The following is a 22,910-nucleotide window of genomic DNA, read 5'->3' on the forward strand; positions in this document are numbered from 1 at the left end:
GATGGCCGTGGGGGCGGCGTCATGATCCGGAGAAAGCCATGTCTTTCCGTCTGACCATTGTTGCCGCCGCGCTTCTTTTCATGATCTCGCCAGCAACGGCGCAGGTCGAGCCTTTCCCCAGTAGCTTTCGAGTGGCCGATGTCCCGGCCGGAGACGCCACGATCCACGTTCGGATCGGCGGCAAGGGGCCCGCCGTTGTTCTTCTGCACGGCTATGGAGAAACTGGCGACATGTGGGCGCCGATGGCCGTCGACCTGGCCCGCGATCATCTTGTCATCGTGCCTGATCTTCGGGGTCTCGGATTATCGTCCAAGCCTTTGGGAGGCTATGACAAGAAGACCCAGGCGGGTGATATTTCCGCGGTTCTGAATCACTATAAAGTGAAACGGATCGATCTCGTCACCCACGATATCGGCAACATGGTGGGCTTTGCCTTTGCGGCCCAGAATCGCAACCTTGTTCGGCGCTTCGTTCTGATCGATGCCCCGATTCCAGGAATCGGTCCTTGGGAAGAGGTTCTCAAAAACCCGCTCCTTTGGCATTTCCGCTTCGGCGGACCGGACATGGAACGTCTCGTTGCCGGGCGCGAGCGCATCTATCTCGATCGCTTCTGGAATGAGTTCTCAGCCACCCCTGCAAGATTTACCGAGGCATCCCGCGAGCATTACGCCCGCCTCTACGCGCTTCCGGGCGCCATGCATTCGGGGTTCGCCCAGTTCGCCGCGTTCGATCGGGATGCTGCCGACAATCAGGCTTTCCTTGCCGAGGGCGGCAAGCTCAAAATGCCGGTCTTCGCCGTCGGCGGCGGCAAATCCTTTGGCCCGATGATGGCAACCGTGATGCGCGCCGCTGCGGAAAATGTTGAAGAGGGCATCGTTCCTGACTCGGGCCACTGGATCATGGAAGAAAATCCCGCCGCCACGATCAAGCTCGTCCGGGCCTTCCTGGACGAGGGCAAGTGACCCGCAAGGGCGCCTCCTTCTCCTGGCTGCGGCTGCTCCAGCCGCAGCGTTTGACGCGAGCTGAGATAGCGCAGCTTCCCGCCACGGACGCCGGCAGCGGAACGTCTGGGACGGAAAGCAGACGCACCTATGTTCGTTCCGGTGATCCGTCGCGTAAGGGTCCTTACACGATCGTGCTCGGCATCCCCGCCAACACGCGGATCGCGGCGCACATGCACGACCGGGTCGCAACCATCGTCGCGGAGACGTGGAATTTCAGCTATGGGATGGTGGCGGCCGCGTCACCTTCACTTACGCCGAATCCCCGGCGGCGGCCGAAGCGCGTGCTGCGGAAACGAGTGCCATAGCCGTTCGCGCCGATGGGCTATTCGCCGTGCGGGGCCCGGGCGCGCTCGATGTGATCGTCATCAATGCCGGCAGGCTGGTCATGGGCGATCCGCTGACGATCGAGGCTGATGCAGTCGACCATATGATCGATATCGACGTTCGCGCGCCCTACCCTGCATCGGTGGAGGCAGCGCGCCACATGCGCAACGATGACCGGATCATCATCATCGGATCGGTGAATGCCGATCGCACGCCTTTTGCCGGCGGCGCGGCTTACAGATGAACACGTCGGCCCTCCAGGGTATGGTACGTGGCCTCGCACGCGACTTTGGCGATCGCGGCATTGATCTGCCCCGCAGAGACTATGTTAATCCGTCTCCCCAAGGAAGCGAACCTCTCAGCTTGATCAAAGAGGTGACGGCAACTCTGCAGGATCGCCGCCCACGCGATCGGCAGGACGACAGGCTTCGGCAGGCCGATGTCCGCCGACTTCCGACGACGGCCTTCCTATCGCGGCCGGTGCATCACCCAGCTGAACGCCATCGCGTTGAAAATGGTATAGAGGCCATAGAGCAGCATGCCGGTGAACCAGTTGCGCGTCGCGATCGCCATCGCACCGACGAGCAACAGGAACTCGAAGACATAGGTGATGTTCGGCCCGACCCGGTCGGCGAGCGGTCGGACCATCTGCTGGATCAGCGGGTCGTCGCTCTCCATGAAGGCGCGGTGCATCGCGAAATTACCGACGCCGGCGCAGAAAATGGCGATGATCGCGATCCACATGCTTTTGCAAATGCAACCTAATGGGTGGAAATGCCAGCGGCTTTGCGGTTATGGCGACGATGAGGGGGGCGAAACCCTTCCTTGGATCGAAAAACCGGCCCCTCGCCCCCCAGAGAAGGACCCGTTCGATGAGACAATATGCGCGCCTCGCGGTCGCCCCTCTCCTGATAGCCGCTGGCGCCCAGCCCGCGTGCGCGTCCGTGCCCGATCCGGCGCTGCCCTTGCTGGTCATCCCGCTGGTGATGACGCCGCTGGAGCCCGAAGCCGTGCCCCTGCCCGATCCGGTCCGCGCGATGATCGATGCCGCGATCGCGAGCGGCGAGCGCAAGGATGTCGAAACCGTGGTGTCGCTGGCGAAGGCGACCAATCCCCAGTCGATAGCCGAGATCGACGCGATCCTCGCCGCCTGGCAGGCGCAGCATGAGCGTACGCCGGACCCGGACCCGATCCGGCAGATGCTCGCCGCGGCGATGGCGAGCAGGAAGGACGGCGACGTCGAGGCGGTGGGTGCACTCGCGAAGAAGGCCAGCCCCGAACGGATCGCCGACATCGATGCGTTGCTGACCGACTATCGCGCGAAGCGGGCGGCGGAAAAGAAGGCGGCGGCCGACGCGGCGCGCGCCAAGCTGGCGGCTGCGAAATTCTGGCAGAACTGGAAGGGCGAAGGGCAGATCGGCGCGTCGCACAGCAGCGGCAATGCCACCTCGACCGGGATCAGCCTCGGGCTGACGCTGAATCGGAAGGGGATCGGCTGGGATCAGCGCTTTCGCGCCCAGGCCGATTATCAGCGCACCAATGGCAGCACCTCGATGGAGCGCTATCTGGTCGAATATGAGCCGCAGATAAAGGTCGGCGACCGCGCCTTCGCTTATGGCCTCGGCCGCTGGGAACGCGATCGGATCCTGGGCTTCGGCAACCGCTGGAACGCGTCGGCGGGACTGGGGTACAAGGTCGTCGTTGGCAAGGCGATGACGCTGAACCTGAAAGCGGGGCCGGCGTGGCGTCAGGCCGATTATCTGCCCGGCCGCGGGCGGAGCGAGAGCGAGCTGACCGGGCTCGCGGGGCTCGATTTCGGCTGGAGCCTGTCGCCGACCCTGCGCCTGACGCAGGTTGCTTCGACGATCGTCGGCGAACATAATATGGTCGCCAGCTCGCTGACCGCGCTCAACGCGAAACTGACCGGCGCCCTGTCGGCGCGCTTTTCCTATTCGGCGGACATCGACACCCGCCCGCCGCCGGGGATCGAGACGATCGACACGCTGACGCGCTTCACGTTGGTCTATGGGTTTTAGCGGTCGTCGAATATCTCGGCGCCGCCGATCTCCTGACCCTCGGCGCGATTTCCGTGTGCCTCCTCACCCAAGGATGCGGTCGAACAAATCATCCCATTCGGGATTGCTCTCGTCAATCAGTCGCCGTTTCCAATCGCGATGCCATTCCTTCAGCGCCTTCTCGCGCGCGATGGCTTCGTGCATCGTAGAGCAGAATTCGACATGGACCAGTTTGCGAATGTTGTAGCGTTGGCAATGCGCCGATCCAGCGCCCGCCCGATGCTGCATCATGCGCGCGGCGATGTCGCTGGTCACGCCGATATAGAATAGCTGGTTGCCGCGATTGGTAAGAATATAGACGCAAGGCTGCCGCCTCGCGCAACTCTATCCCACTTCGTCATCCCGGCGAAGGCCGGGATCTCGCCGTTTCGGAGGTTTCAGGTCGTTAGGGCGAGACCCCGGCCCTCACCGGGGTGACGGGGAAAGGGGACACGGCCTACGCCTTTTCCAGCAACCCCTCGTCCCTGATCCGCTTCTGCCACAACGCCGGTGCGTTGACGTGGACGTTCTGGCCTTCGCTGTCGACCGCCACCGTAACCGGGAAGTCCTGGACCTCGAACTCGTAGATCGCCTCCATGCCGAGGTCGGCGAAACCGACGACCTTGCTGCCCTTGATCGCGCGCGCGACGAGATAGGCGGCGCCGCCGACCGCCATCAGATAGGCGCTCTTGTGCCTCGCAATCGCCGCTGTCGCGGCGGGGCCGCGTTCGGCCTTGCCGACACAGGCGAGCAAGCCCTGGTCGAGCATCATGTCCATGAACTTGTCCATGCGCGTCGCGGTGGTCGGACCCGCGGGGCCGACGATCTCCTCGCCGACCGGGTCGACCGGGCCGACATAATAGATGACGCGGCCCTTGAATTCGACCGGAAGCTCCTCGCCCTTTGCCAGCATGTCGGCGATGCGCTTGTGCGCGGCGTCGCGGCCGGTGAGCATCTTGCCATTGAGGAGGATACGGTCGCCCTGCTTCCAGCTTGCGACGATTTCGGGCGTCAGAGTGTCGAGGTCGACGCGGATCGCCGCCTTGTCGGGCGTCCAGTCGATCTGCGGATAATCGGCAAGCACCGGCGGTTCGAGGAAGGCCGGGCCGCCGCCGTCGAGCGTCACATGCGCGTGGCGTGTTGCGGCGCAGTTCGGGATCATCGCGACGGGTTTCGATGCGGCATGCGTCGGCCAGTCGGCGATCTTGACGTCGAGCACGGTGGCGAGGCCGCCAAGCCCCTGCGCGCCGATACCGAGCGCATTGACCTTTTCATAAAGCTCGATGCGCAATTCCTCGATCGGCGACGACGGCCCGCGCGCGAGCAACTCGGTCATGTCGATCGGGTCCATCAGCGACTGCTTGGCGAGCAGCATCGCCTTTTCGGCGGTGCCGCCGATGCCGATGCCGAGCATCCCCGGCGGACACCAGCCGGCGCCCATCTGCGGCACCGTCTCGAGCACCCAGTCGACGATCGAATCATTGGGGTTCAGCATCTTGAACTTCGACTTGTTCTCGCTGCCGCCGCCCTTTGCGGCGACGTCGATATGGACCTTGGCGCCGGACACCATCTCGACATTGAGGACCGAGGGCGTGTTATCCTTGGTGTTGACGCGGCTGAACGCCGGGTCGGCGAGGATCGAGGCGCGCAGCTTGTTGTCGGGATGGAGGTAGGCGCGGCGCACGCCTTCGTCGACCACCTGTTGCAGGCTGCGGGCGCTGTCGAGGCGGCAGTCCATGCCCCATTTGACGAAGATCGTGACGATGCCCGTGTCCTGGCAGATCGGCCGATGTCCCTCGGCGCACATCCGACTGTTCGAGAGGATCTGCGCCATCGCATCCTTTGCGGCGGGCGACACTTCGCGTTCGTAGGCCGCGCCGAGCGCACGGATATAATCCATCGGGTGGAAATAGCTGATGTACTGGAGCGCGTCGGCGATGGTCTCGATGAGGTCGTCTTCGCGGATGATGACGCAATTCATGGGTGCAGCCCCCTGTTTCAGGATTCGTGTCTCCCTAACCCCAGAGGCGCTGAGTGGGAAGGGGTCGGAGCGCGTTGGGGCTGGGGGGAAACCCTCTCGTGTCCCCGCGAAGGCGGGGATCCATCTCCGGTCGGTTCAAAATTGGCGCTGACAGGAGATGGGCCCCCGCCTTCGCGGGGGAACACGGCTTTTATCCGGCAACGGCCGCCTAGTCCCGGCGTCGGCCGAATGCGCGTGGTTTTGAGGCCGGAGCAGCGCGAGGCGGCTTGGTGGGAGCATCGACGATCACCAGCGGACGTTTTTGTGCCAGCGACCGCTTCCACACCAACGCGCGCCAACTCGCGATCGCCGCGGTGCCGAGCAGCGCGATCCAGCCGCCCCCGATCGCCGCGAGCAGCGTCCAAGCGTAGCGCGAAGGGATGGCGATCGCCATCAGCGCGGGCACGCAGGCGACGATGACGAGCGTCCCGGCGAGCGTCCACCAGCGCCCGCCGAGCTGCGCCAGCGCGAGCCCGATCGCCACATTGGTGAGCGCGAGCAGGATGAATTTCGCCGCGACCGGATAGGGCAGGCTCGCCATTGCGGGCGAATAATCCCCCGCGGTGAAGGCGGTCTGGATGTCGAAGAGCAGCCAATTTTCATAGCCGTCGCAAAAGGCGGCCAATATCGGCAAGGCGACGGCGAGCAGGACGGGCCGCAGCCGAAGCTCGCGTCCCAGGGCGACGAGCCCCGAACCAAGAAAGCCCGCATAGAGCAGCATATAGAGATAATCGCGTTCGTTGCCGGTGCGCATCGCCGCGAGGCGCGGCACTTGCGCCGGGTCGCTGTCGAGCCCGAAGATCGCGACGAGGTCGGCCTGGCCGCCCGCAAATTCGAACGCGAGGACGGGGGCGCCATAACCCGGCTCGACCGCATAGCCATTTTGGGGAAAGACCTGCCCCAGCGACAGGCCGAAAAGCAGCGCGGCGACGCCGAAGGCCAGGGTCAGCGCCCACCAGCGTGCCGCCGGCAGCGCCGCTGCGCTCAACTTATTGGCACTCGGCGCATTTGCCGCGCACTTCGATCACCGGGCGCTCGGCGGCAAAGCCCGTTGCCTCGGCGGCGGCACGGACGCCGTCGGAAATCCGGTCATTGTCGACATGCACTGCGCTGCCGCAACTGTCGCAGATCAGGAAGATGCAGTCGTGAAGGCAGCCCGGATGGCTGTTCGCGACGAAGGCGTTGGCGCTCTCGACCCGGCGGACGAGGTTGGTCGCGACGAACAGGTCGAGGATGCGGTAAACGCTGTTCGGCGCGACGCGCTTACCGCGCTTTTGCGAGACGATGTCGGCGATCTCATAGGCGCTCGCGGGCTTGCCGATTTCGGCGACCGCGTCGAAGATCTGCGCGCGCATGTCGGTCCAGGCTTCGCCCGCGTGTTCAAGCGCGCCTTGCGCCGCCTTGGCGAGCGAGGCGCCGCTGGCCTCGATATGCGCATGATCATGCTTGCCCATGGCGATAATGTAGGGTGTTTGCGAGGCCGCCGCAAGCTGCGGCAAGCCCTTAGGTCAGCGATGCGCGCGGCGGTTGAGGTCGTGGCCGAGCGCGACGATCGCGACCCCGATCATCGTCGCCAGCACTTCGCTGCCGTCGTGCGGCCGCGACAGTGCGCCCGCCATCATGCCAAGCCCGAAACAGCCGACCCCGAACGGCATCATATAGCCGTGACTGAGCACGCCCGAGAGCAAGGTCACCAGCGCGAAGCCGATCGCGATGGCAAGGCCGACCTCGTGAAAAAGATGGTTTTCGAGGAACACGCCGCCAACCGAGGCGATCGATGCGAAGAAGATCGTCGTGGCGAGGCAGTGGACGAGGCACAGCCCCGACAGCCCCATCGCGAGCTGGTCGCCCGACAGCGAGGTAACCGGCCGCGAATCGCGCGCAGCCCGCACCAGCGCGCCGAGGCGCGGCCAGGCATGGCTGTGATTGGCGATGTGGGTCACCCGATTCTCCGCTGGGTCCAATGATCCGCTTTGATATGGCATAACATGACCCAGGTTACAATATCTCATTGTGTGGGATTTCCGCTTTTCCCTTCGTCCCTGCGCAGGCGCTGGCAACCTTGTGCGACGCCGATAGCGGCCGCCACCTGTGCGGGGACGAGGGCTGAAAACTAGGCCGTCCGATAATCCGCGGTAACCGCCCCCGCCGCCGCCAGTTCCGCCTCATGGCTTTCCTCGCGCCAATTCTCGAGCAGCGCCTGTCGCTCCCATTCGAGCATCGCCGGATGGGCGAGGATATGGTCGACCCATGCCTGACCGGCGCCAACGTCGAGGCCATAGGTGCGGATGCGGAAAGCGACCGGGGCAAAGAAGGCGTCGGCCGCACCGAAGCGGTGGCCCGCCAGCCACGGACCGCCGAACCTCGCCAGGCCTTCCTCGAACAATTCGCGGACACGGGTGACGTTGCTTCGCAGCGCATCGGACATCGGCTTGGGCTTCACCCGCACGCCGACGTTCATCGGGCAATCGCCCCGCAGCGCCGAAAAGCCGCTGTGCATCTCGGCGACCGCGCACCCTGCCCAGGCGCGTGCGTCGGGGTCGGCGGGCCAAACCCCCTCATGCCGGTCCGCCAGATAGAGAGTGATGCCGAGCGAGTCGTAAATCGTCCGCCCTTCGTGAAGCAGCGCCGGAACCTGTCCGGTCGGCGAAAAGCTGCGGAAAGCGTCGTAATTGACCGGCGCGGCGAATGGCTCGATCCGATCCTCGAACGCGATGCCCAACGCCCGCATCAGCACCCAGGGGCGCAGCGACCAGCTCGAATAATTGCGGTTCGCGGTGATCAGCACATACATGCTTCGCGCTCCTGACGGGCGATGGGGGTGCGCGCCTGATACACGGGCAGCGGAGCGAGCGCCAAGAGGGATTACCCTTTCGGATCCTCGACCATCGGCTTGACCGCGGCGGCCCCGCCCGTCGGCGGGGGCAGTTCGCTGAGGTCGAGCCAGCGCGCGCCCTCGCGTTTGTGATAGCTGTCGATCGCCGCGAACGGGATGCGGAAGGGAAATCCCCAATCGCTGTTCCACAGGGCCACGACGCCCGTCCGCGTCGCCGGTTCGAAAATCATCGTCGCACGATAGCCCGAAACCGCCCCCGAATGGCCTTCGAGCTTGTGGCCTTCATAGGTAAAGCTCCGCCAGCCCAGACCATAGCCGGCATCACTGATGGTCTGCCGCAAAGCGCCGCCATAGGGGCGCGCCGTGCCGACGCGAGGTTGGTGGGCAAGGTTCAGCACCGTGTTCGGCAGCACATCGGGGCGGTTTCCCATCATCGCCTGCATCCAGGTGGCGAAATCGACGATATCGCTTTCGACGCCCGCGGCGGCGGGAACGCGCCAATAGGCTTCCTTGACCGGGAGTGGGTGCCCGTTGCGATAGGGTCTGGCCCAATCTTTGGCGCCCGTCAGCCGCGCCATCCCATATCCCGCGCCGACCATGCCGAGCGGGCGGAACAATCGATCCTCGACCGCATCGGCGAAAGCCTTGTTCGCGGCCTCACCCAATATCTCGCTCGCGGCATCGAAGGCGACGTTCTGATAGGTGTGGCAGGTGCCGGGTTCGCATTGCAGCGGCGCGGTGCCAAGGCTCGCGCGCAGCAGCCGGGGACTCTGGCCTTCCTCCAGTTTCTCGTCATAGGCATTTTTGGTGAGGCCGGTGCGTTGGGAAAGCAGTTGGGCGAGCGTTACCCGCGTCTCGGCGCCGCCCGGCAGGCGCAGCGACGTGCGCCAGGTGGTGATCGGACGATCGAGGTCGATGGTGCCGTCGGTCGCCAGCGCCGCCGCCAGCGCCCCCGTTGCGGTTTTGGAAACCGAGGCCCAGCGGAACAGCGTATGCGGTGTTACCGGCGCTCCGGTCGAGGCGTCGGCGACGCCATAGGTGCGCACGAAGCGCAATTCGCCGTCTTCGACCACTGCCACCGCCAGCCCTGCCATTTCGGGTCGCTGCGAAAGGGCGGACAATTGCCCGTCGAGCGCGCGATAGTCGATCCGTCCGCGCCATTCCGCGGGCGTGTCGGGCAGGTTTTCCGCGGCCTTGATCGGGATCGGGACACTGGCAAGCGGTTGGCCGCCGCCAAAGGCGTGAAGACCAAACCAGCCGGCCGACCCCAACGCGACGACCGCGATGAGACCAAGAAAAACGCGCAGCACGGACGTGTGATTAGATGGCGACCTCATAATTGGCGGTCGTCTTAGCGGCGACTTCTTCCGCCGTCACCCCCGGCGCGAGCTCGATCAGCTTGAATGGGCTGGCGTGGTCGGCGCGCTTGAATACCGCGAGGTCGGTAATGATCATGTCGACGACATTCTTGCCGGTCAGCGGCAGGGTGCACGCCGGGATGAATTTCGCGCCGCCGTCCTTGGCGTTGTGCTCCATCACGACGATGATCTTCTTGACCCCGGCGACCAGGTCCATCGCGCCGCCCATGCCCTTGATCATCTTGCCGGGAACCATCCAGTTGGCGAGGTCGCCATTTTCGGCGACTTCCATGCCGCCCAGAACGGCGAGGTCGATATGCCCGCCGCGGATCATCGCAAAACTCTGTTCCGACCCGAAATAGGCGGTTTGCGGCACCTCGCTGATCGTCTGCTTGCCGGCGTTGATCAGGTCGGGATCCTCGTCGCCGTCGAAGGGAAAGGGGCCGATGCCGAGCATGCCGTTCTCGGATTGCAGCGTCACCGTCATTCCCGCGGGCACATGGTTGGCGACCAGCGTCGGAATGCCGATGCCGAGGTTGACATAATAGCCGTCCTCCAGCTCCTTCGCGGCGCGCGCCGCCATATCATCACGCGTCCAGGCCATTTACTTGGGCTCCCATTGCTTGTCGGAGGGGAAGATGTCGGCAAATCCACCGCGGATCGACGGACCATAGACGGGGTTCGACAACAGGAACCAGCCATGACCCCAAAGGTCGGCGATCGGGCCGCTGGTCGCCAGCGTCTTGCGACCTTCGACCGACAGGTCGCGCGCGTTGAACGCCTGCGCGAAATCGCCGAGCTGGTCGCCGCCCATCGCGATCACGCACCAGCGCGACGCGATCAGCGCGCGGCGGCCGTCCTTGCTCGCGCCGTCGGGGGTGTCGCCCATCAGGAACAGGGTTTCGCCATGCTTGAAGTCGCCGAGCCCGGCGGCGCGCAGCGTATCCTCGCTGCCCTTCGCATTGGCGGCGGTGCGGTTGGTGTTGACGATCACCGTCACCCCGGCGCCACGCATCACCTTCACGGCGTCGATCACGCCGGGCATCGCAATCGCCTTGCCCGTGCCGGTCTTTTCCCACTGGTCCCAGACCGCGGGGTCGAAATCCTGATGCTGCTCGGCGAAATAGCGCATCGCGCCGAGGTTCCAGATCAACGTCTCGTCGGCGTCGAACACCGCGGCGAGCGGCTTGTCGCCGCAATCGTCGAAACGCGGCGCGGCGAGCGTCGATCCCTCGGCGAGAACGACCTGGCGATGCGGTGCGGCCGAGATGGCGACCGCGCGCACATAGGATGCGAGCGCGCGATAGACCTGCGCCGACGCGACCGCCCCCTCGGCCGAACCATAGAGCCATTGCTGGCCTGCGGGTGGCGAGGTCGGGGTCGGCTTTTCCCCGACCTGCGAAGCGATGACATCGGCGCTCGGCGGCTTGGGCGCGGTCTGGGGTGCGCTCTGGGTCGAGGCGCAGCCCGCGAGCATCAGGCCGGCGGCGAAGGCAAGGCCGCGCATCACGCCGCTTCCCGCGGGCGCACGGTGCGGAATTCGATCCTCTTGTCGTAAGGCGCACCGACGATCATGCGTTTGACATAGATGCCGGGCAGGTGGATCGCGTCGGGATCGAGGCTGCCGGTGGGCACGATTTCCTCGACCTCGGCGACGCAGATCTTCGCCGCGGTCGCCATCGGCTGGTTGAAGTTGCGTGCGGTCTTGCGGAAGATGAGGTTGCCGCTCTCGTCGGCCTTCCATCCCTTGATGATCGCCAGATCGGCGAAGATGCCGCGTTCGAGAATATAATCCTGTCCGTCGAAATTTTTCACTTCCTTGCCCTCGGCGATGAGGGTGCCGACGCCGGTCTTGGTATAGAAGCCGGGAATACCCGCGCCGCCCGCGCGGCAGCGTTCGGCGAGCGTGCCCTGCGGGCAGAATTCGACCTCCAGCTCGCCCGCCAGATATTGCCGCTCGAACTCCTTGTTCTCGCCAACATAGGAGGCGATCATCTTCTTGATCTGCTTGCTGCGGAGCAGCTTGCCGAGGCCTTCGCCATCGATGCCGGCATTGTTGCTGGCGAGGGTGAGATTCTTGACGCCCGCGTCGCGGATCGCGTCGATCAGCCGTTCGGGGATGCCGCAGAGGCCGAAACCGCCCGCGCAGATATGCATTCCGTCGAAGAGCAGTCCGTCGAGCGCGGCAGCGGCGTCGGAATAGCGCTTGTTCCCCATGAAACGGCCTCCTTGGTGGGTGAGTGCGCGCGACCTTGGCGCATCTGACATATCAATTCTAATCATAGTGTTTTTAGCTTATTGATAAACAATGTCGATCAATAGAATCGCCTTCTATCACCTCGAAACCCTGCTCTGGATCGACCGGCTCGGCACCTTTTCGGCCGCCGCCGAGCGGCTCAACACGACCCAGCCCGCGGTGTCGGCGCGGATGCGCGAACTGGAACAGCGGCTGGGGACGGCGCTGTTTCGCCGCGACGGGCGCACCATGTCGCTGACCCCTGCGGGCCGCAAGCTGGTGCGCGACTGCGCGCCGCTGCTCCGCGACATGGAGCGGGCGCTGCTCGGCAGCGGCGGTTTCGCCGAGGCGAGCGGGGTGGTGCGGATCGGCGCGGGCGAGATCGCGGCGGCGAGCTGCCTGCCGCCCTTCGTCGCGGCGCTGAAGGAGGAGATGCCGGGGGTCGGGCTGGAGATCGAGATCGACCTGACCGCGAACCTGATTCAACAACTGCTCACCGGCCGCACCGACATGGCCTTTGCCGCCGGACCGGTCGCGCATCCGGCGCTGATGTCGCGCCCGATCGGCAAGGTCGCGCTGGTCTGGCTCGCCAGCCCGGCGGTCGCCGCAGCCTTCGGCGCGGGGGACGAAGCCCCGCCGGTGCCGGTCTGGTCGCTCGCCAGCCATTCGCCGATCCACGGGCGGATGCGCGATGCGATCGACGCCTCGCGCATCGCGCCGCGCTCGCTCAACCTGTGCAACAATGCCCGGATGATGATCGACATCGCGCTTGCCGATGGTGGGGTCGGCATCTTTCCCGAACCGATGGTGCGCGGCGAGGTGTCGCGCGGCGCGCTCGTCGAACTTGCCGGGATGCCGCCACCGGCGCCGGTCGAATTCCACGTCGCGATGCGCGTCGCCGATACCGAGCCGGTGCTGGTGCGGATCTTCGAGCAGGCGGCGCGCCTGCGCATCGCACCGGGGCTGGAGGGGTAACGGCGCGCGCGAAGCCGCAATGCCGCCTTTGCAGCCCCCTAACCAAAGGCGTAAGCGTCCATCGCCAGCACGGCATAGGTCACGCTGTCGTGCAGGCGCTTCGCCTTCAGGGTGCCATCCTCCGCGCCCGCGCCCATCGCGACGAATAGCGGCAGGATATGGTCGGGCGTCGGATGATTGTCGCGGCCGTGCGGGGCGCGCTCGATTGCGCCGAGCACATCATCGATCGCGCCCGCCGCCAGGCGGTCGGCGATCCAACTGGTGAAATCGCGGACCCACGCCGGCGCGGGAGCGTCGATCGGCGGGCGCGCGGCGGCATAGGCGCGCAGATTGTGCGTGATGCTGCCCGAACCGACGATCAGCACGCCTTCGTCGCGCAAGGGCGCGAGCGCCTGTCCGAGCGCATAATGCCATTCGGGCGCGGCGTATGAGGCGATCGAAAGCTGGACGACCGGAATGTCGGCGGCGGGATAGATCAGCGACAGCGGCACCCAGGCGCCATGGTCGAGTCCGCGTTCGGGATCGGCGGCGACGGTCAGGCCATGCCCGGCCATAAGCGCGACGACGCGCTCCGCCAGCGCCGGATCGCCCGGCGCGGGATAGCGCATCGCGAACATTGCGTCGGGAAAGCCCCCGAAATCGTGAATCGTCGGCGGCGCGGGTGAAGCGGTGACGGTCGTACGGCCGCCCTCGAACGCCGCGTCATGATGCGCCGACACGACCAGGACAGCGCGCGGACGCGGCAGATCGGCACCCAGCCCGGCGAGGAAGCTCCGCGCCGGGCTGGGCTCGAGCGCCATCATCGGCGAGCCGTGCGAAACGAAAAGGCTCGGCAGACGGCGCATCGGATCAGGCGATCAGTTTCGCGGCCGTCCGCGCGACCCGGTCGCCCAGATAGCGCGCGCCGCCCAGATCGGCTTCGCTCGGCTGGCGCGAGCCGTCGCCATCGGCGATCGTCGTCGCGCCATAGGGCGCGCCGCCCTTCACTTCGTCGACGCCCATCTGGCCGGCATAGCCATAGTCGAGCCCGACGATCGTCAGCCCGAAGTGGAGCAGGTTGGTGAGGACCGAGAACAGCGTCGTTTCCTGTCCGCCATGCTGCGATGCGGAGGAGGTAAAGGCGGCGCCGACCTTGCCGTTCAGCTTGCCCTGCGCCCAGACGCCGCCGGCGGTGTCCCAAAAGCTCGCCATCTGGCTGGACATGCGGCCAAAGCGCGTCGGGGTGCCAACGACGATCGCGTCATAATGCGCCAGCTCGTTGGGATCGCTCAGCAGCGGGTGCGCGGTGTCGGTCTTGAAACCCGCCGCCTGCACCACCGCCGTGGGCGCGGTTTCGGCGACGCGGCGGATATCGACCTCGGCGCCCGCGGCGCGCGCGCCCTCGGCGACCGCGTCGGCCATCGCCTCGATATGACCATAGCTCGAATAATAAAGCACCAATATCTTAGCCATCATTCTATCCTTTCGGGGGTGAAAACCGGAAAAACGGGGTGGGCCGCCGCCAGGGAGGGGGAAGGGCGGCGGCCCGGGAGTTCCCCTCCCGCTGGCGGGAGGGGAGGGGGCTCGTCAGAGGCTGTCGACCAGCACCAGTTCGGCGTCGTCGACGGCTTCGACCAGGATCGTGCCGACATCGCGGAGCGCGATGCCGTCGCGCGGGTCGGCGTCCTGGCCGTTGACGCGGATGCGGCCCTTGGCGGCGACCAGATAGGCGTGACGCCCGTCTTCGAGGTCGTAGGACACACTCTCGCCGGCGTTGACGGTCGCAGCGGCGACGCGAGCGTTGGCACGGATCGGCAGCGCCCCAAAACCTTCGACGTCGCCTTCGATGCCGCTCGCCAGCGTCACGAAGCGGCCCGAACGGTCGGCCTTGGGAAACTGGCGGGCGCCCCAGCCGGGATTGCCGCCATCGCGGTCGGGCATGATCCAGATCTGAAACAGCGTCGTTTCTTCGTCCTCGAGGTTGAACTCACTGTGGGTGACTCCGGTGCCCGCGCTCATCACCTGGACGTCGCCCGCCGCGGTGCGGCCGCTGTTGCCCATGCTGTCGCGGTGCGTGATCGCTCCGCTGCGAACATAGGTGATGATTTCCATGTCGCGGTGCGGGTGCGGGGGAAAGCCCGACTGGGCGGCGATCGCGTCGTCGTTCCAGACGCGCAAGCTCCCCCAGCCCATGCGGTTCTCGTCATGGTAATTGGCGAACGAAAAATGGTGGCGAGCGTCGAGCCAGCCATGGTCGGCGTGGCCCAGCGTCTCGAATTTCCGAATGTCGATCATCGGACACTCCTTTCTCTTGGCGCCGCCCCTTTGACATCGGAGCCGGGCGGCTCATCTGTTGAGGTCAAGATAGGGTTTGGGATCGTTTCTGAAATAGCGTAGATGGAAAATCATCGTTTCCATTTCTCGACTCGTCATTGCGAGGAGCCGAAGGCGACGCGGCAATCCCCAGCTATCGTCCGTGCAAGGCCGATAGCTGGGGATTGCTTCCCCCGGCCTTCGCCGGGGGCGCAATGACGACGGTATTCCGGATAGGGAGTATTCATGGCGCTTCCCGACTATGAAGGCTGGGCCTGTTTCGTCGCTGTCGCCGATAGCGGCAGCTTCACCGCTGCTGCCGCTGCCCTCGGCCTGTCGAAAGCGAGCGTGTCGAAAGCGGTGACGCGGCTGGAGGCCTCGCTCGGCATCACCTTGCTCCACCGCAGTTCGCGCGTCGTGTCGATATCGACCGCGGGGGCGGGGCTGCTCGACGAAGCGCGCGCGATGGTGGCGGCGGCGACCGCGGCGACCGAAGCGGCGCGCGGCGACCGGCTCGACCTTGCGGGCCCGATCCGCCTCGCGGCGCCGATGAGCTTTGGCATCAAGGTGCTGGGCCCGCCGCTCGCGGCTTTCCTCGATCAACATCCGGCGGTCGAGATCGAGGTGCTGCTGAGCGATGCGCGCAACGATCCGGTCGCCGAGGGGATCGACCTGACCTTGCGGATTTCGCCGCTCGCGGATTCGAGCCTGCTCGCGCGGACGATCGCGCCGGTCGCGGCGTCGATGCTCGCGAGCCCGGCCTATCTGGAAAGGCACGGGGTTCCGAAGCACCCGCTCGATCTCGCGGGACACCGGCTGATCGGCTATGGTCACCGCCAGCGCGCGACGCCGCTGCATTTCCGCCGCCAGGGCGAGGAAGCGACGGTGTTGCCGACCGGGCCGCTGTTCGCGAACAATGGCGACATCGCGGTGCCGCTGGTCGTCGCGGGCGTCGGGATTGCCATGTTGCCCGACTTTATCGCGGCCGGGGAACTGGTGTCGGGGGCGGTTGTCCCGATCCTGACCGACTGGTCGCTGCCGCAGGCGCACCTTCATCTTCTGTCGCCGCCGTCGCGGCTGCGGCCGGCGCGCGTCCGGGCGCTTTCGGACCATCTCGTCGAGACGTTGAAGCCGTCCTGCACGGGCGCGCATGCACAATTCGTCGCACGGGGCGAAGGGTGAAAGCCGCCGCGCGCTCCTCGCCGATTCCCCGCGACTCGTGGATTTCTGCGGGTTAAATCAAAATTAACCTTTTCCCTTCATTAGTTTCGTGGTTAATGTTCCGGCAGTCCTGCAACAGGGGCGCGTCGGCGACATCCAGCGAGGGTCATGCGGACGGGTCGCGGGGCCATCGTGGGAACAATCAAGGGGTGCCCAATGCGCGTACTGCTGATCGAGGACGAGCCGACGACCGCGAAAGCGATCGACACGATGCTCACCACCGAGGGCTTCAACGTCTATACGACCGATCTGGGCGAGGAAGGCCTCGATCTGGGCAAGCTCTATGATTATGACATCATTCTGCTCGACCTGAACCTGCCCGACATGCACGGATACGACGTGCTGAAAAAGCTGCGCACCGCCAAGGTGCAGACGCCGGTGCTGATCCTGTCGGGCGTTTCGGAAATGGATTCAAAGGTGCGCTCGTTCGGCTTCGGCGCCGACGATTATGTCACCAAGCCGTTCCACCGCGACGAGTTGGTCGCCCGCATCCATGCGGTCGTCCGCCGTTCGAAGGGCCATAGCCAGAGCGTCATCAAGACCGGCAAGCTGGCGGTCAATCTCGATACCAAGACGGTCGAGGTCGACACGACCCGCGTGCATCTGACCGGCAAGGAATATCAGATGCTCGAACTGCTCAGCCTCCGCAAGGGCACGACGCTGACCAAGGAAATGTTCCTGAACCACCTTTACGGCGGGATGGACGAGCCCGAACTCAAGATCATCGACGTCTTCATCTGCAAGCTGCGCAAGAAACTCGCGCTCGCCTGCAACGGCGAAAATTACATCGAAACGGTCTGGGGCCGCGGCTATGTGCTGCGCGATATTGACGACGATGGGAATGAAGTGCGGCGGGTCGCCTGACGCACATCAGTTCCGGTCAACACTTATACCCGAGAACCGGCGCGGAGCGATCCGCGCCGGTTTTTCGTTTGGGGCGGGGCGATGGCGGGTTTCGACCGGGAGCTGCCATCTCTATCACCGTCACCCTGAACTTGTTTCAGGGTCCATGGCCCGCCGTCTCCTTCGGCGCAGCGCAGGACGCGAGCGCAGGCCATGGATGCTGAAACAAGTTCAGCATGACGACATTAAAAGGCCGCTCCCCACCCCAAAGCCGACGACTCCAGCCTCTAAACCCGCCCCGGCGCTCTGGCCCGCACGAAATTCCCGAGCGCGGTGAACAGCATCGCCCGCGCATCGCTGTCCAGCATTTCGGCGGTCAGAGTGTCGAATCGCGCCCGGTCGTCGCGGCCCGCGGCGCCGACCATCGCGGCGAGCAAGGCTTCGTCAAAGCTGACGCGCGGGCAGCAGGGCGGGGCGACCGCGAAGGGATCGGGCCAGATATGGCCGATTGCTTCGACCACCAGGCGATAGCGCCGCGCCGCGAGAATATTGCCCCAGCGCCGTTCGAGTTCGGGCATCGGGTCGCGCTCGCTCCGGTGGCAAAGAATGCAATAGCGCAGCGCCAGCACGGCTTGCGCGGCATCGACCGGCAGGTCGCGAACGAGCGGTTGTTCGGTGAATTTGCGGACCAGTTCGCTGTTGCCCTGCATGGGGTCTCCCTTGATGGCCCGTCCCCGCTCCGCTTCGCGCGGAAAAAAGATGCCGGCCGCTTTGGTGCAGCTAGAAGATGCAGCGGCCGGCAGGAGGGGACTGCCCTATCTTGCTATTGAGAATTATTAGCAAATACAAGCAAAAAAAGAGGCATCCGAAGACGCCCCTGAAAATCCTGCGAAATCCCTATCCTTTAGGGGAGGGTAGCGAGACTTGGGACCTTGTCCCTGGTCGCAGCGGGTGGGCTCATGGGCCTAGGGTCAGGCCGATAGCCCCCATCCCGCTCGACTAAAGGCCCGGCTGACGCCGGACCAGGTCTCGCTGCCCCTCCTCTGAAGAGGAGGGGAGGCAATCCTCAATCCTCGCCGACCGGCTTCGACTGGAGCTGGATGTAATTTTCGATTCCCATCCGTTCGATCAGCTCGAACTGCTTTTCGAGCTCATCGACATGATGTTCCTCGCTTTCGAGGATGTCGGAGAAGAGGTCGCGGCTGACATAGTCGCGGACGCTTTCGCTATGCGCGATCGCGTCGCGGAGCAGCGGGATCGCTTCCTCCTCGATCGCGAGATCGGCCTTGAGGATTTCCTCGACCGTCTCGCCGACGCGCAGGCGGCCGAGAAGCTGGAAATTGGGCAGGCCGCCCAGGAAGAGGATGCGGTCGGCGAGCTTGTCGGCGTGCTTCATTTCGTCGATCGACTCTTCGCGTTCGAAATGCGCGAGGCGCGACACGCCCCAATTGTCGAGCATGCGATAATGCAGCCAATATTGGTTGATCGCGGTCAACTCGTTCTTGAGCGCCTCGTTGAGGAAATCGATGACTTTTTCGTCGCCCTTCATGGTGCCTGTCCTGTCATTTTCTTGGGATTGGGTTGAGCGCTATCATACCCGCCCCGGCCCCATAAGGCCAAGGTCAAAAATGGCGGAAAACCAGGAAAAATCAGGCGGTCGCGGCGGCGTCGCTGATGATATTGCGAGCGAATGACAGGCACTGGCCGCATTTGGGTTTGCGACCCAATTGCGCATAGGCCGCCTTGGCGCACCGCAATTGGCCGTCCTTCGCGACAGCGCGCAGTTCGCGTTCCCTTATTGCGTTGCAGACACAGACGACCATGTGCGAATCCTTCTCAACAAGCATGATCTAGGGATAGTGCGAGAGATTCGCAACAGGAAAGTTGCGATTGGTTCGCAATCCGAACAGCCATGGTTTCGCGCGCGCGACCTTGCCCGGCCCCCTTGCTCCCGAAGTGATTCGCGGGCATAGGCGCGCCCATCTTCCCGCCCCTGTTCCCAAGGCGCTTCGCAAAGGTCGGCCCGATGAAAGTGAATGTCTATGTGACGCTCAAGCCCGGGGTGCTCGACCCGCAGGGCAAGGCGATCCACCACGCGCTCGAGGGGCTGGGTTTCGGCGGTGTCGCCGATGTCCGCGCGGGCCGCTTCATCGAACTCGACGTCGCCGACGGCACCAGCGATGCCGATCTCGACGCGATGTGCGCCAAGCTGCTCGCCAATACGGTGATCGAAAACTATCGCATCGAACGCGCCTGACCGCAGCGAAGGAGCCTAGTCCCATGCAGACCGCCGTCATCGTCTTTCCCGGCTCGAATTGCGACCGCGACATGGCCGTCGCGCTCGAACAGGTCACGGGCAAGGCGCCCGCGATGGTCTGGCACCGCGAGACCGAGCTTCCCGGCGGCACCGATTTCATCGCGCTTCCCGGCGGCTTCTCCTATGGCGATTATCTCCGCTCGGGAGCGATGGCGGCGCGTTCGCCGATCCTGCGCGCGGTCGCCGACGCCGCGACGCGCGGCGTGCCGGTGCTTGGCGTGTGCAACGGCTTTCAGGTGTTGACCGAGGCCGGGTTGCTGCCGGGCGCGCTGATGCGCAACGCGGGGCTCAACTTCGTCTGCCGCACCGTGCCGCTGATCGTCGCCAACAGCCAGTCGCTGTTCACCGCCGCCTATGGCGCGGGCGAGACGATCCACATTCCCGTCGCGCACCATGACGGCAATTATTTCGCCGATGCCGAAACGCTCGACCGGGTCGAGGGCGAGGGGCGCGTCGCCTTTCGCTATGCCGACGGCGTCAACGGGTCGGCGCGGGCGATCGCCGGCGTCCTCAACGACGCGGGCAATGTCCTTGGCATGATGCCGCACCCCGAACGCGCGATCGACCGCGGGCACGGCGGCACCGACGGGCTACGCCTGTTCGAGGCGGCGCTCGGCGTCCTCGCCTGAGCCGTCCGCGCGCTCGTCTGCTTTCGGTTCCAGCCAGCGCCCGACGAACAGCAGCACCGTCGGCCAGAACATCGTGTTCCAGATGTCGTGCCAATGCGCCGCGTCGGGCTGGATCGTCGACCGGCTATATTCGGCGGTCAGGTCGAGCCATTCGCCGCCGCACGCCATGGCCAGCACCGCCGCCCAGGCGGCGACCCATCCGCCGCGCCCGCGCCAGGCGAGCCGGATCACCAGAAACAGCGTCAGGCCGAAATAGATGTGGAGCGCATCCTTATCGAGGCCGGTGGCTTCGATCACCGATATTTTCCGCGCCTCGAACAGCGAGGCCAATTCGATCAGGGTCATCAAGCATCAAACCTTGGCGCCGAAGGGATTGAAATCGGTGCCCTCGTCGAACACGTCGACACCTTCGCGGCGCTTCAACGCCCCGACGATCAGATAGGTTGCAGGGGTCAACGCCGCTTCCCAGGCGGTCTTGATCAGCCATTGCGACAGCACGACCTGATAAAGCTGCTCGGGCGGCCAGCCGGCCAGTCCGTAAAAGGCGAGCGGGTAGAAAATCAGGCTGTCGAGCCCCTGGCCCACGACGGTCGAGCCGATCGTGCGCATCCACAGATGTCGCCCGCCGGTCCATATCTTCATCCGCGCCAGGACGTAGCTGTTCGCGAATTCGCCCGCCCAGAAAGCGGTCATCGACGCGATGACGATGCGCCAGCTGTTGCCGAAGACGAATTCATAGGCGGGTTGCCCCGGCCAGCCCTCGGCGGGCGGCAGCGACACGACGACCCACGCCATGAACGCCATGAAGGCGAGCGCCGCGAAACCCGTCCAGATCACGCGCCGTGCGCGGGCATAGCCATAGACCTCGGTCAGCACATCGCCGATAATGTAGCTGATCGGAAAAAAGAGCACCCCGGCGCCGAACGCCCATTGCTCGCCGCCGGGCAGCGTGACGTAGCTCGGTTTCGACGCGCCGATGATGTTGCTGAGCAGCAGGATCGCGACGAACGCCGCCATCATCAGGTCATAATATCGGAAATGCCGCACGCTGGCTGCACTGACATGGGCAGGCTGGCCGGCGGGCCGCGCGGCGGGGGTTGGGGACTCGGTCATCGGGTCCGCTGCTTAACCTGCTTTGCAGCCCACGCAAACCGCGCTATTCGCGCGGGCCACAGCCTTGGTGCACGCGCCCGTAGCTCAGCTGGATAGAGCACCCGCCTTCTAAGCGGGTGGTCGCAGGTTCGAATCCTGCCGGGCGCGCCATGGCTGCCATCATCGGGCCGCGCCATAGGTCGTCTCGACCATGGTGCGGAACAGACGAAGCTGGCGGCCGAGCAGTTTGCGGTCGTTCAGCGCGCGTGTCAGCACGATCGAGCCCTCGACCACCGCGCTGAAGGCGTCGGCGATCGTGTCGCGGTCGATCGGCGCGACCGGCGTGTATCGCGCTTCGATCGCCTCGAACCATGTCCGGAACCGCGCGCGCCAGCGCATCGCCGCCTCGAACAACAGCGCGCGAACCTCGCGGTCGAACGCCTGCTCCTGATAGAGGACCGCCGCGACGAGACAGCCGGGATGCACCGCTTCCATCTCGTCCATCAGATCGGCATAAAGATCGAGAAACAGCAGGAAGCGCTGCATCGGGTCGTCGGTCATCGCGTGCGCGCGCGCCGTCAGGCCGTCCATCACGACGTCGTCCTCTTCGATGAAGCGAACGAGCAACTGGCGCGCGAGATCGCCCTTGTCGCGGAAATGATAGAAGAAGCCGCTCTTCGTGATCCCCGTCACCTCGACCAGTTCGTCGATCGAGGTGCCGGCGAAGCCCTTGGACAGGATCGCGTCGTTCGCCGCGTCGAGCAGCCGTTCGCGCGTGCGCTGGCCCTTGCGCTGCGGTTCGAGCCGCGTCGCGGGCAAGGCCGCCGATCCGATATTGCGCTCTTCCATCGCCGCCTCCCCCGCAACCGGCGCGACAGTGCGCCGGTTTTTCGAAAAAGAAAACCGACCACGAGTATGCTTTCGGACGAGGGCGTCCTCCGTTATTTTGCTCGTGACGATTTGGCTTGCAGGGGACGTCTCGATGTTCGGCACCTATCATTGGATCGCGCTTTCGATGTTCGCCTTTTTCGCAGGCATCGACCTGTTGTTCCGGGCGCGGAATTTTCCCGACGTGCCGCTGTGGCGGACGCGGGGCATCGTCTTCACCTTGCTCTATTTTGGGGTGACGACCTGGTCGCCGCTGCTCTGGGATGATCTGCTCGGACAATATCAACTCGTCGACGGATCGGTCTGGCCTTTCTGGGCGCAACTCGTCGTCGGCTTCCTCGTCTATGAATTTCTGATCTATGCGTGGCACCGCACGATGCACAATGTCCAGCCGATCTGGCGCTGGTTGCACCAGATGCATCACAGCGCCGAGCGCGTCGACATCTGGGGCGCCTTCTATTTCCATCCGTTCGACATGATCGGCTGGGCGCTGGTCGGCAGCGCGGCGCTCGTGCTGGGGATCGGCCTGACCGCCGAGGCGGCGCTGATCGTGTCGGTCGCGGCGACCTTTTGCGCGATCTTCCAGCACAGCAACCTTCGCACCCCGCGCTGGCTCGGCTATGTCATCACCCGGCCCGAAAGCCACGCCGTCCATCACGAGCGCGGGCTCCACGCCTATAATTATGGCGACATCCCGATCTTCGACATCCTGTTCGGCACGTTTCGCAATCCGCGCGAATGGCACGGCGAGGCCGGCTTTTTCGACGGCTCTTCGCGGCAACTGGGCAAGATGCTGGCGGGACGGGAAATCGCCTGAGGTG

At 65.0% G+C, this 22,910-nt stretch carries 30 protein-coding genes and 1 tRNA gene; 11 read left to right on the forward strand and 20 right to left on the reverse strand.

The window, feature by feature from the left end; all coding sequences use genetic code 11:
* Nucleotides 1-38: 38 nt before the first annotated feature.
* Genes CVO77_RS15255 through CVO77_RS21710 form a run of 3 tightly spaced genes read left to right on the forward strand, consistent with a single transcriptional unit; the run spans nt 39 to nt 1,572 of the window.
* Nucleotides 39-962 carry an alpha/beta fold hydrolase gene (locus CVO77_RS15255; protein ID WP_105999774.1) on the forward strand — a complete coding sequence of 308 codons (924 nt, stop codon included), beginning with the start codon at nt 39-41 and terminating at the stop codon, nt 960-962.
* A complete protein-coding gene (locus CVO77_RS21430) occupies nt 959-1,309 on the forward strand; it encodes a cupin domain-containing protein (RefSeq protein WP_192878918.1) in 351 nt (116 codons plus the stop codon). The genes CVO77_RS15255 and CVO77_RS21430 overlap by 4 nt, the downstream gene beginning before the upstream one ends.
* Before the next feature lie 50 nt (nt 1,310-1,359).
* Nucleotides 1,360-1,572 (forward strand): SDR family oxidoreductase, encoded by a 213-nt coding sequence (locus CVO77_RS21710; protein WP_242445965.1) that lies wholly within the window; start codon nt 1,360-1,362, stop codon nt 1,570-1,572.
* A gap of 224 nt (nt 1,573-1,796) precedes the next feature.
* Here the strand turns inward: CVO77_RS21710 and CVO77_RS21715 are convergent, their stop codons facing one another.
* Nucleotides 1,797-2,072, reverse strand: coding sequence for a hypothetical protein (locus tag CVO77_RS21715; RefSeq protein WP_242445966.1), 276 nt, complete (start codon nt 2,070-2,072; stop codon nt 1,797-1,799).
* Between the two features lie 128 nt (nt 2,073-2,200).
* Between CVO77_RS21715 and CVO77_RS15265 the strand changes: the two genes are divergently transcribed.
* Entirely contained in the window at nt 2,201-3,364 is a 1,164-nt protein-coding gene (locus CVO77_RS15265; RefSeq protein WP_105999775.1) for a DUF481 domain-containing protein, read from the forward strand.
* 63 nt (nt 3,365-3,427) lie between these two features.
* Here CVO77_RS15265 and CVO77_RS15270 read toward each other — a convergent pair whose 3' ends face one another.
* The 10 genes from CVO77_RS15270 to CVO77_RS15315 form a co-directional block, all read right to left on the reverse strand.
* Nucleotides 3,428-3,697: a GIY-YIG nuclease family protein gene (locus tag CVO77_RS15270; protein ID WP_105999776.1), complete on the reverse strand. Its 270-nt coding sequence runs from the start codon at nt 3,695-3,697 to the stop codon at nt 3,428-3,430.
* 142 nt (nt 3,698-3,839) lie between these two features.
* Nucleotides 3,840-5,363: a fumarate hydratase gene (locus CVO77_RS15275; RefSeq protein WP_105999777.1), complete on the reverse strand. Its 1,524-nt coding sequence runs from the start codon at nt 5,361-5,363 to the stop codon at nt 3,840-3,842.
* Between the two features lie 208 nt (nt 5,364-5,571).
* Entirely contained in the window at nt 5,572-6,390 is an 819-nt protein-coding gene (locus tag CVO77_RS15280) for a hypothetical protein (RefSeq protein ID WP_192878834.1), read from the reverse strand.
* Nucleotide 6,391: 1 nt separating this feature from the next.
* Entirely contained in the window at nt 6,392-6,856 is a 465-nt protein-coding gene (locus CVO77_RS15285; protein ID WP_105999778.1) for a Fur family transcriptional regulator, read from the reverse strand.
* Between the two features lie 54 nt (nt 6,857-6,910).
* Complete coding sequence (locus CVO77_RS15290; RefSeq protein ID WP_242445967.1) at nt 6,911-7,345, reverse strand: MerC domain-containing protein; 435 nt, start codon at nt 7,343-7,345, stop codon at nt 6,911-6,913.
* A gap of 170 nt (nt 7,346-7,515) precedes the next feature.
* Nucleotides 7,516-8,196: a glutathione S-transferase family protein gene (locus tag CVO77_RS15295; protein ID WP_105999780.1), complete on the reverse strand. Its 681-nt coding sequence runs from the start codon at nt 8,194-8,196 to the stop codon at nt 7,516-7,518.
* Nucleotides 8,197-8,267: 71 nt separating this feature from the next.
* Nucleotides 8,268-9,548: a serine hydrolase domain-containing protein gene (locus CVO77_RS15300; RefSeq protein ID WP_105999781.1), complete on the reverse strand. Its 1,281-nt coding sequence runs from the start codon at nt 9,546-9,548 to the stop codon at nt 8,268-8,270.
* A 10-nt stretch (nt 9,549-9,558) separates the two neighbouring features.
* Nucleotides 9,559-10,200 carry a 3-oxoacid CoA-transferase subunit B gene (locus tag CVO77_RS15305; protein ID WP_105999782.1) on the reverse strand — a complete coding sequence of 214 codons (642 nt, stop codon included), beginning with the start codon at nt 10,198-10,200 and terminating at the stop codon, nt 9,559-9,561.
* Entirely contained in the window at nt 10,201-11,103 is a 903-nt protein-coding gene (locus tag CVO77_RS15310) for an HAD family acid phosphatase (RefSeq protein ID WP_242445968.1), read from the reverse strand.
* A complete protein-coding gene (locus CVO77_RS15315) occupies nt 11,103-11,813 on the reverse strand; it encodes a CoA transferase subunit A (protein ID WP_105999784.1) in 711 nt (236 codons plus the stop codon). Before CVO77_RS15315 ends, CVO77_RS15310 begins: the two co-directional genes overlap by 1 nt.
* Before the next feature lie 91 nt (nt 11,814-11,904).
* Here CVO77_RS15315 and CVO77_RS15320 point away from each other — a divergent pair, with 91 nt between their 5' ends.
* Complete coding sequence (locus CVO77_RS15320; protein WP_105999785.1) at nt 11,905-12,807, forward strand: LysR family transcriptional regulator; 903 nt, start codon at nt 11,905-11,907, stop codon at nt 12,805-12,807.
* Between the two features lie 38 nt (nt 12,808-12,845).
* Here the strand turns inward: CVO77_RS15320 and CVO77_RS15325 are convergent, their stop codons facing one another.
* From CVO77_RS15325 to CVO77_RS15335, 3 genes are all read right to left on the reverse strand, one after another.
* Nucleotides 12,846-13,652 carry a DODA-type extradiol aromatic ring-opening family dioxygenase gene (locus CVO77_RS15325; protein WP_105999786.1) on the reverse strand — a complete coding sequence of 269 codons (807 nt, stop codon included), beginning with the start codon at nt 13,650-13,652 and terminating at the stop codon, nt 12,846-12,848.
* Nucleotides 13,653-13,656: 4 nt separating this feature from the next.
* Complete coding sequence (wrbA, locus tag CVO77_RS15330) at nt 13,657-14,259, reverse strand: NAD(P)H:quinone oxidoreductase (RefSeq protein ID WP_106000875.1); 603 nt, start codon at nt 14,257-14,259, stop codon at nt 13,657-13,659.
* Nucleotides 14,260-14,373: 114 nt separating this feature from the next.
* Complete coding sequence (locus CVO77_RS15335; RefSeq protein WP_105999787.1) at nt 14,374-15,081, reverse strand: pirin family protein; 708 nt, start codon at nt 15,079-15,081, stop codon at nt 14,374-14,376.
* Between the two features lie 264 nt (nt 15,082-15,345).
* Between CVO77_RS15335 and CVO77_RS15340 the strand changes: the two genes are divergently transcribed.
* Nucleotides 15,346-16,281, forward strand: a complete 936-nt coding sequence (locus tag CVO77_RS15340; protein WP_105999788.1) for a LysR family transcriptional regulator — start codon at nt 15,346-15,348, stop codon at nt 16,279-16,281.
* 195 nt (nt 16,282-16,476) lie between these two features.
* Entirely contained in the window at nt 16,477-17,184 is a 708-nt protein-coding gene (ctrA, locus tag CVO77_RS15345; RefSeq protein ID WP_105999789.1) for a response regulator transcription factor CtrA, read from the forward strand.
* Between the two features lie 266 nt (nt 17,185-17,450).
* Here the strand turns inward: ctrA and CVO77_RS15350 are convergent, their stop codons facing one another.
* The 3 genes from CVO77_RS15350 to CVO77_RS15360 form a co-directional block, all read right to left on the reverse strand.
* Nucleotides 17,451-17,873: an addiction module antidote protein gene (locus CVO77_RS15350; protein ID WP_105999790.1), complete on the reverse strand. Its 423-nt coding sequence runs from the start codon at nt 17,871-17,873 to the stop codon at nt 17,451-17,453.
* Nucleotides 17,874-18,229: 356 nt separating this feature from the next.
* Entirely contained in the window at nt 18,230-18,712 is a 483-nt protein-coding gene (gene bfr / locus CVO77_RS15355) for a bacterioferritin (protein ID WP_105999791.1), read from the reverse strand.
* A 100-nt stretch (nt 18,713-18,812) separates the two neighbouring features.
* Complete coding sequence (locus CVO77_RS15360; RefSeq protein ID WP_105999792.1) at nt 18,813-18,986, reverse strand: (2Fe-2S)-binding protein; 174 nt, start codon at nt 18,984-18,986, stop codon at nt 18,813-18,815.
* A 203-nt stretch (nt 18,987-19,189) separates the two neighbouring features.
* Here CVO77_RS15360 and purS point away from each other — a divergent pair, with 203 nt between their 5' ends.
* Nucleotides 19,190-19,420, forward strand: coding sequence for a phosphoribosylformylglycinamidine synthase subunit PurS (purS, locus tag CVO77_RS15365; RefSeq protein WP_058812514.1), 231 nt, complete (start codon nt 19,190-19,192; stop codon nt 19,418-19,420).
* A gap of 23 nt (nt 19,421-19,443) precedes the next feature.
* The gene (purQ, locus tag CVO77_RS15370; protein ID WP_105999793.1) at nt 19,444-20,109 is read left to right on the forward strand and encodes a phosphoribosylformylglycinamidine synthase subunit PurQ; all 666 of its coding nucleotides are present in this window, start codon (nt 19,444-19,446) and stop codon (nt 20,107-20,109) included.
* Here purQ and CVO77_RS15375 read toward each other — a convergent pair.
* Together CVO77_RS15375 and CVO77_RS15380 are read right to left on the reverse strand one after the other, a co-directional pair.
* Nucleotides 20,071-20,454 carry a hypothetical protein gene (locus CVO77_RS15375; protein WP_105999794.1) on the reverse strand — a complete coding sequence of 128 codons (384 nt, stop codon included), beginning with the start codon at nt 20,452-20,454 and terminating at the stop codon, nt 20,071-20,073. The two genes, purQ and CVO77_RS15375, sit on opposite strands and share 39 nt — an antisense overlap.
* A gap of 6 nt (nt 20,455-20,460) precedes the next feature.
* The gene (locus tag CVO77_RS15380; RefSeq protein ID WP_105999795.1) at nt 20,461-21,222 is read right to left on the reverse strand and encodes a queuosine precursor transporter; all 762 of its coding nucleotides are present in this window, start codon (nt 21,220-21,222) and stop codon (nt 20,461-20,463) included.
* 73 nt (nt 21,223-21,295) lie between these two features.
* On the opposite strand from CVO77_RS15380, the gene CVO77_RS15385 reads away from it, so the two are divergent.
* Nucleotides 21,296-21,372: transfer RNA gene (locus CVO77_RS15385), tRNA-Arg, on the forward strand.
* Between the two features lie 9 nt (nt 21,373-21,381).
* Here the strand turns inward: CVO77_RS15385 and CVO77_RS15390 are convergent.
* Nucleotides 21,382-22,050 carry a TetR/AcrR family transcriptional regulator gene (locus CVO77_RS15390; RefSeq protein ID WP_105999796.1) on the reverse strand — a complete coding sequence of 223 codons (669 nt, stop codon included), beginning with the start codon at nt 22,048-22,050 and terminating at the stop codon, nt 21,382-21,384.
* Between the two features lie 103 nt (nt 22,051-22,153).
* Here CVO77_RS15390 and CVO77_RS15395 point away from each other — a divergent pair, with 103 nt between their 5' ends.
* On the forward strand, nt 22,154-22,906 hold the full coding sequence (locus CVO77_RS15395; RefSeq protein ID WP_197709639.1) for a sterol desaturase family protein: 753 nt from the start codon (nt 22,154-22,156) through the stop codon (nt 22,904-22,906).
* The last annotated feature ends 4 nt before the right edge of the window (nt 22,907-22,910 follow it).

This window comes from Sphingopyxis lindanitolerans, assembly GCF_002993885.1.
GTDB lineage: Bacteria > Pseudomonadota > Alphaproteobacteria > Sphingomonadales > Sphingomonadaceae > Sphingopyxis > Sphingopyxis lindanitolerans.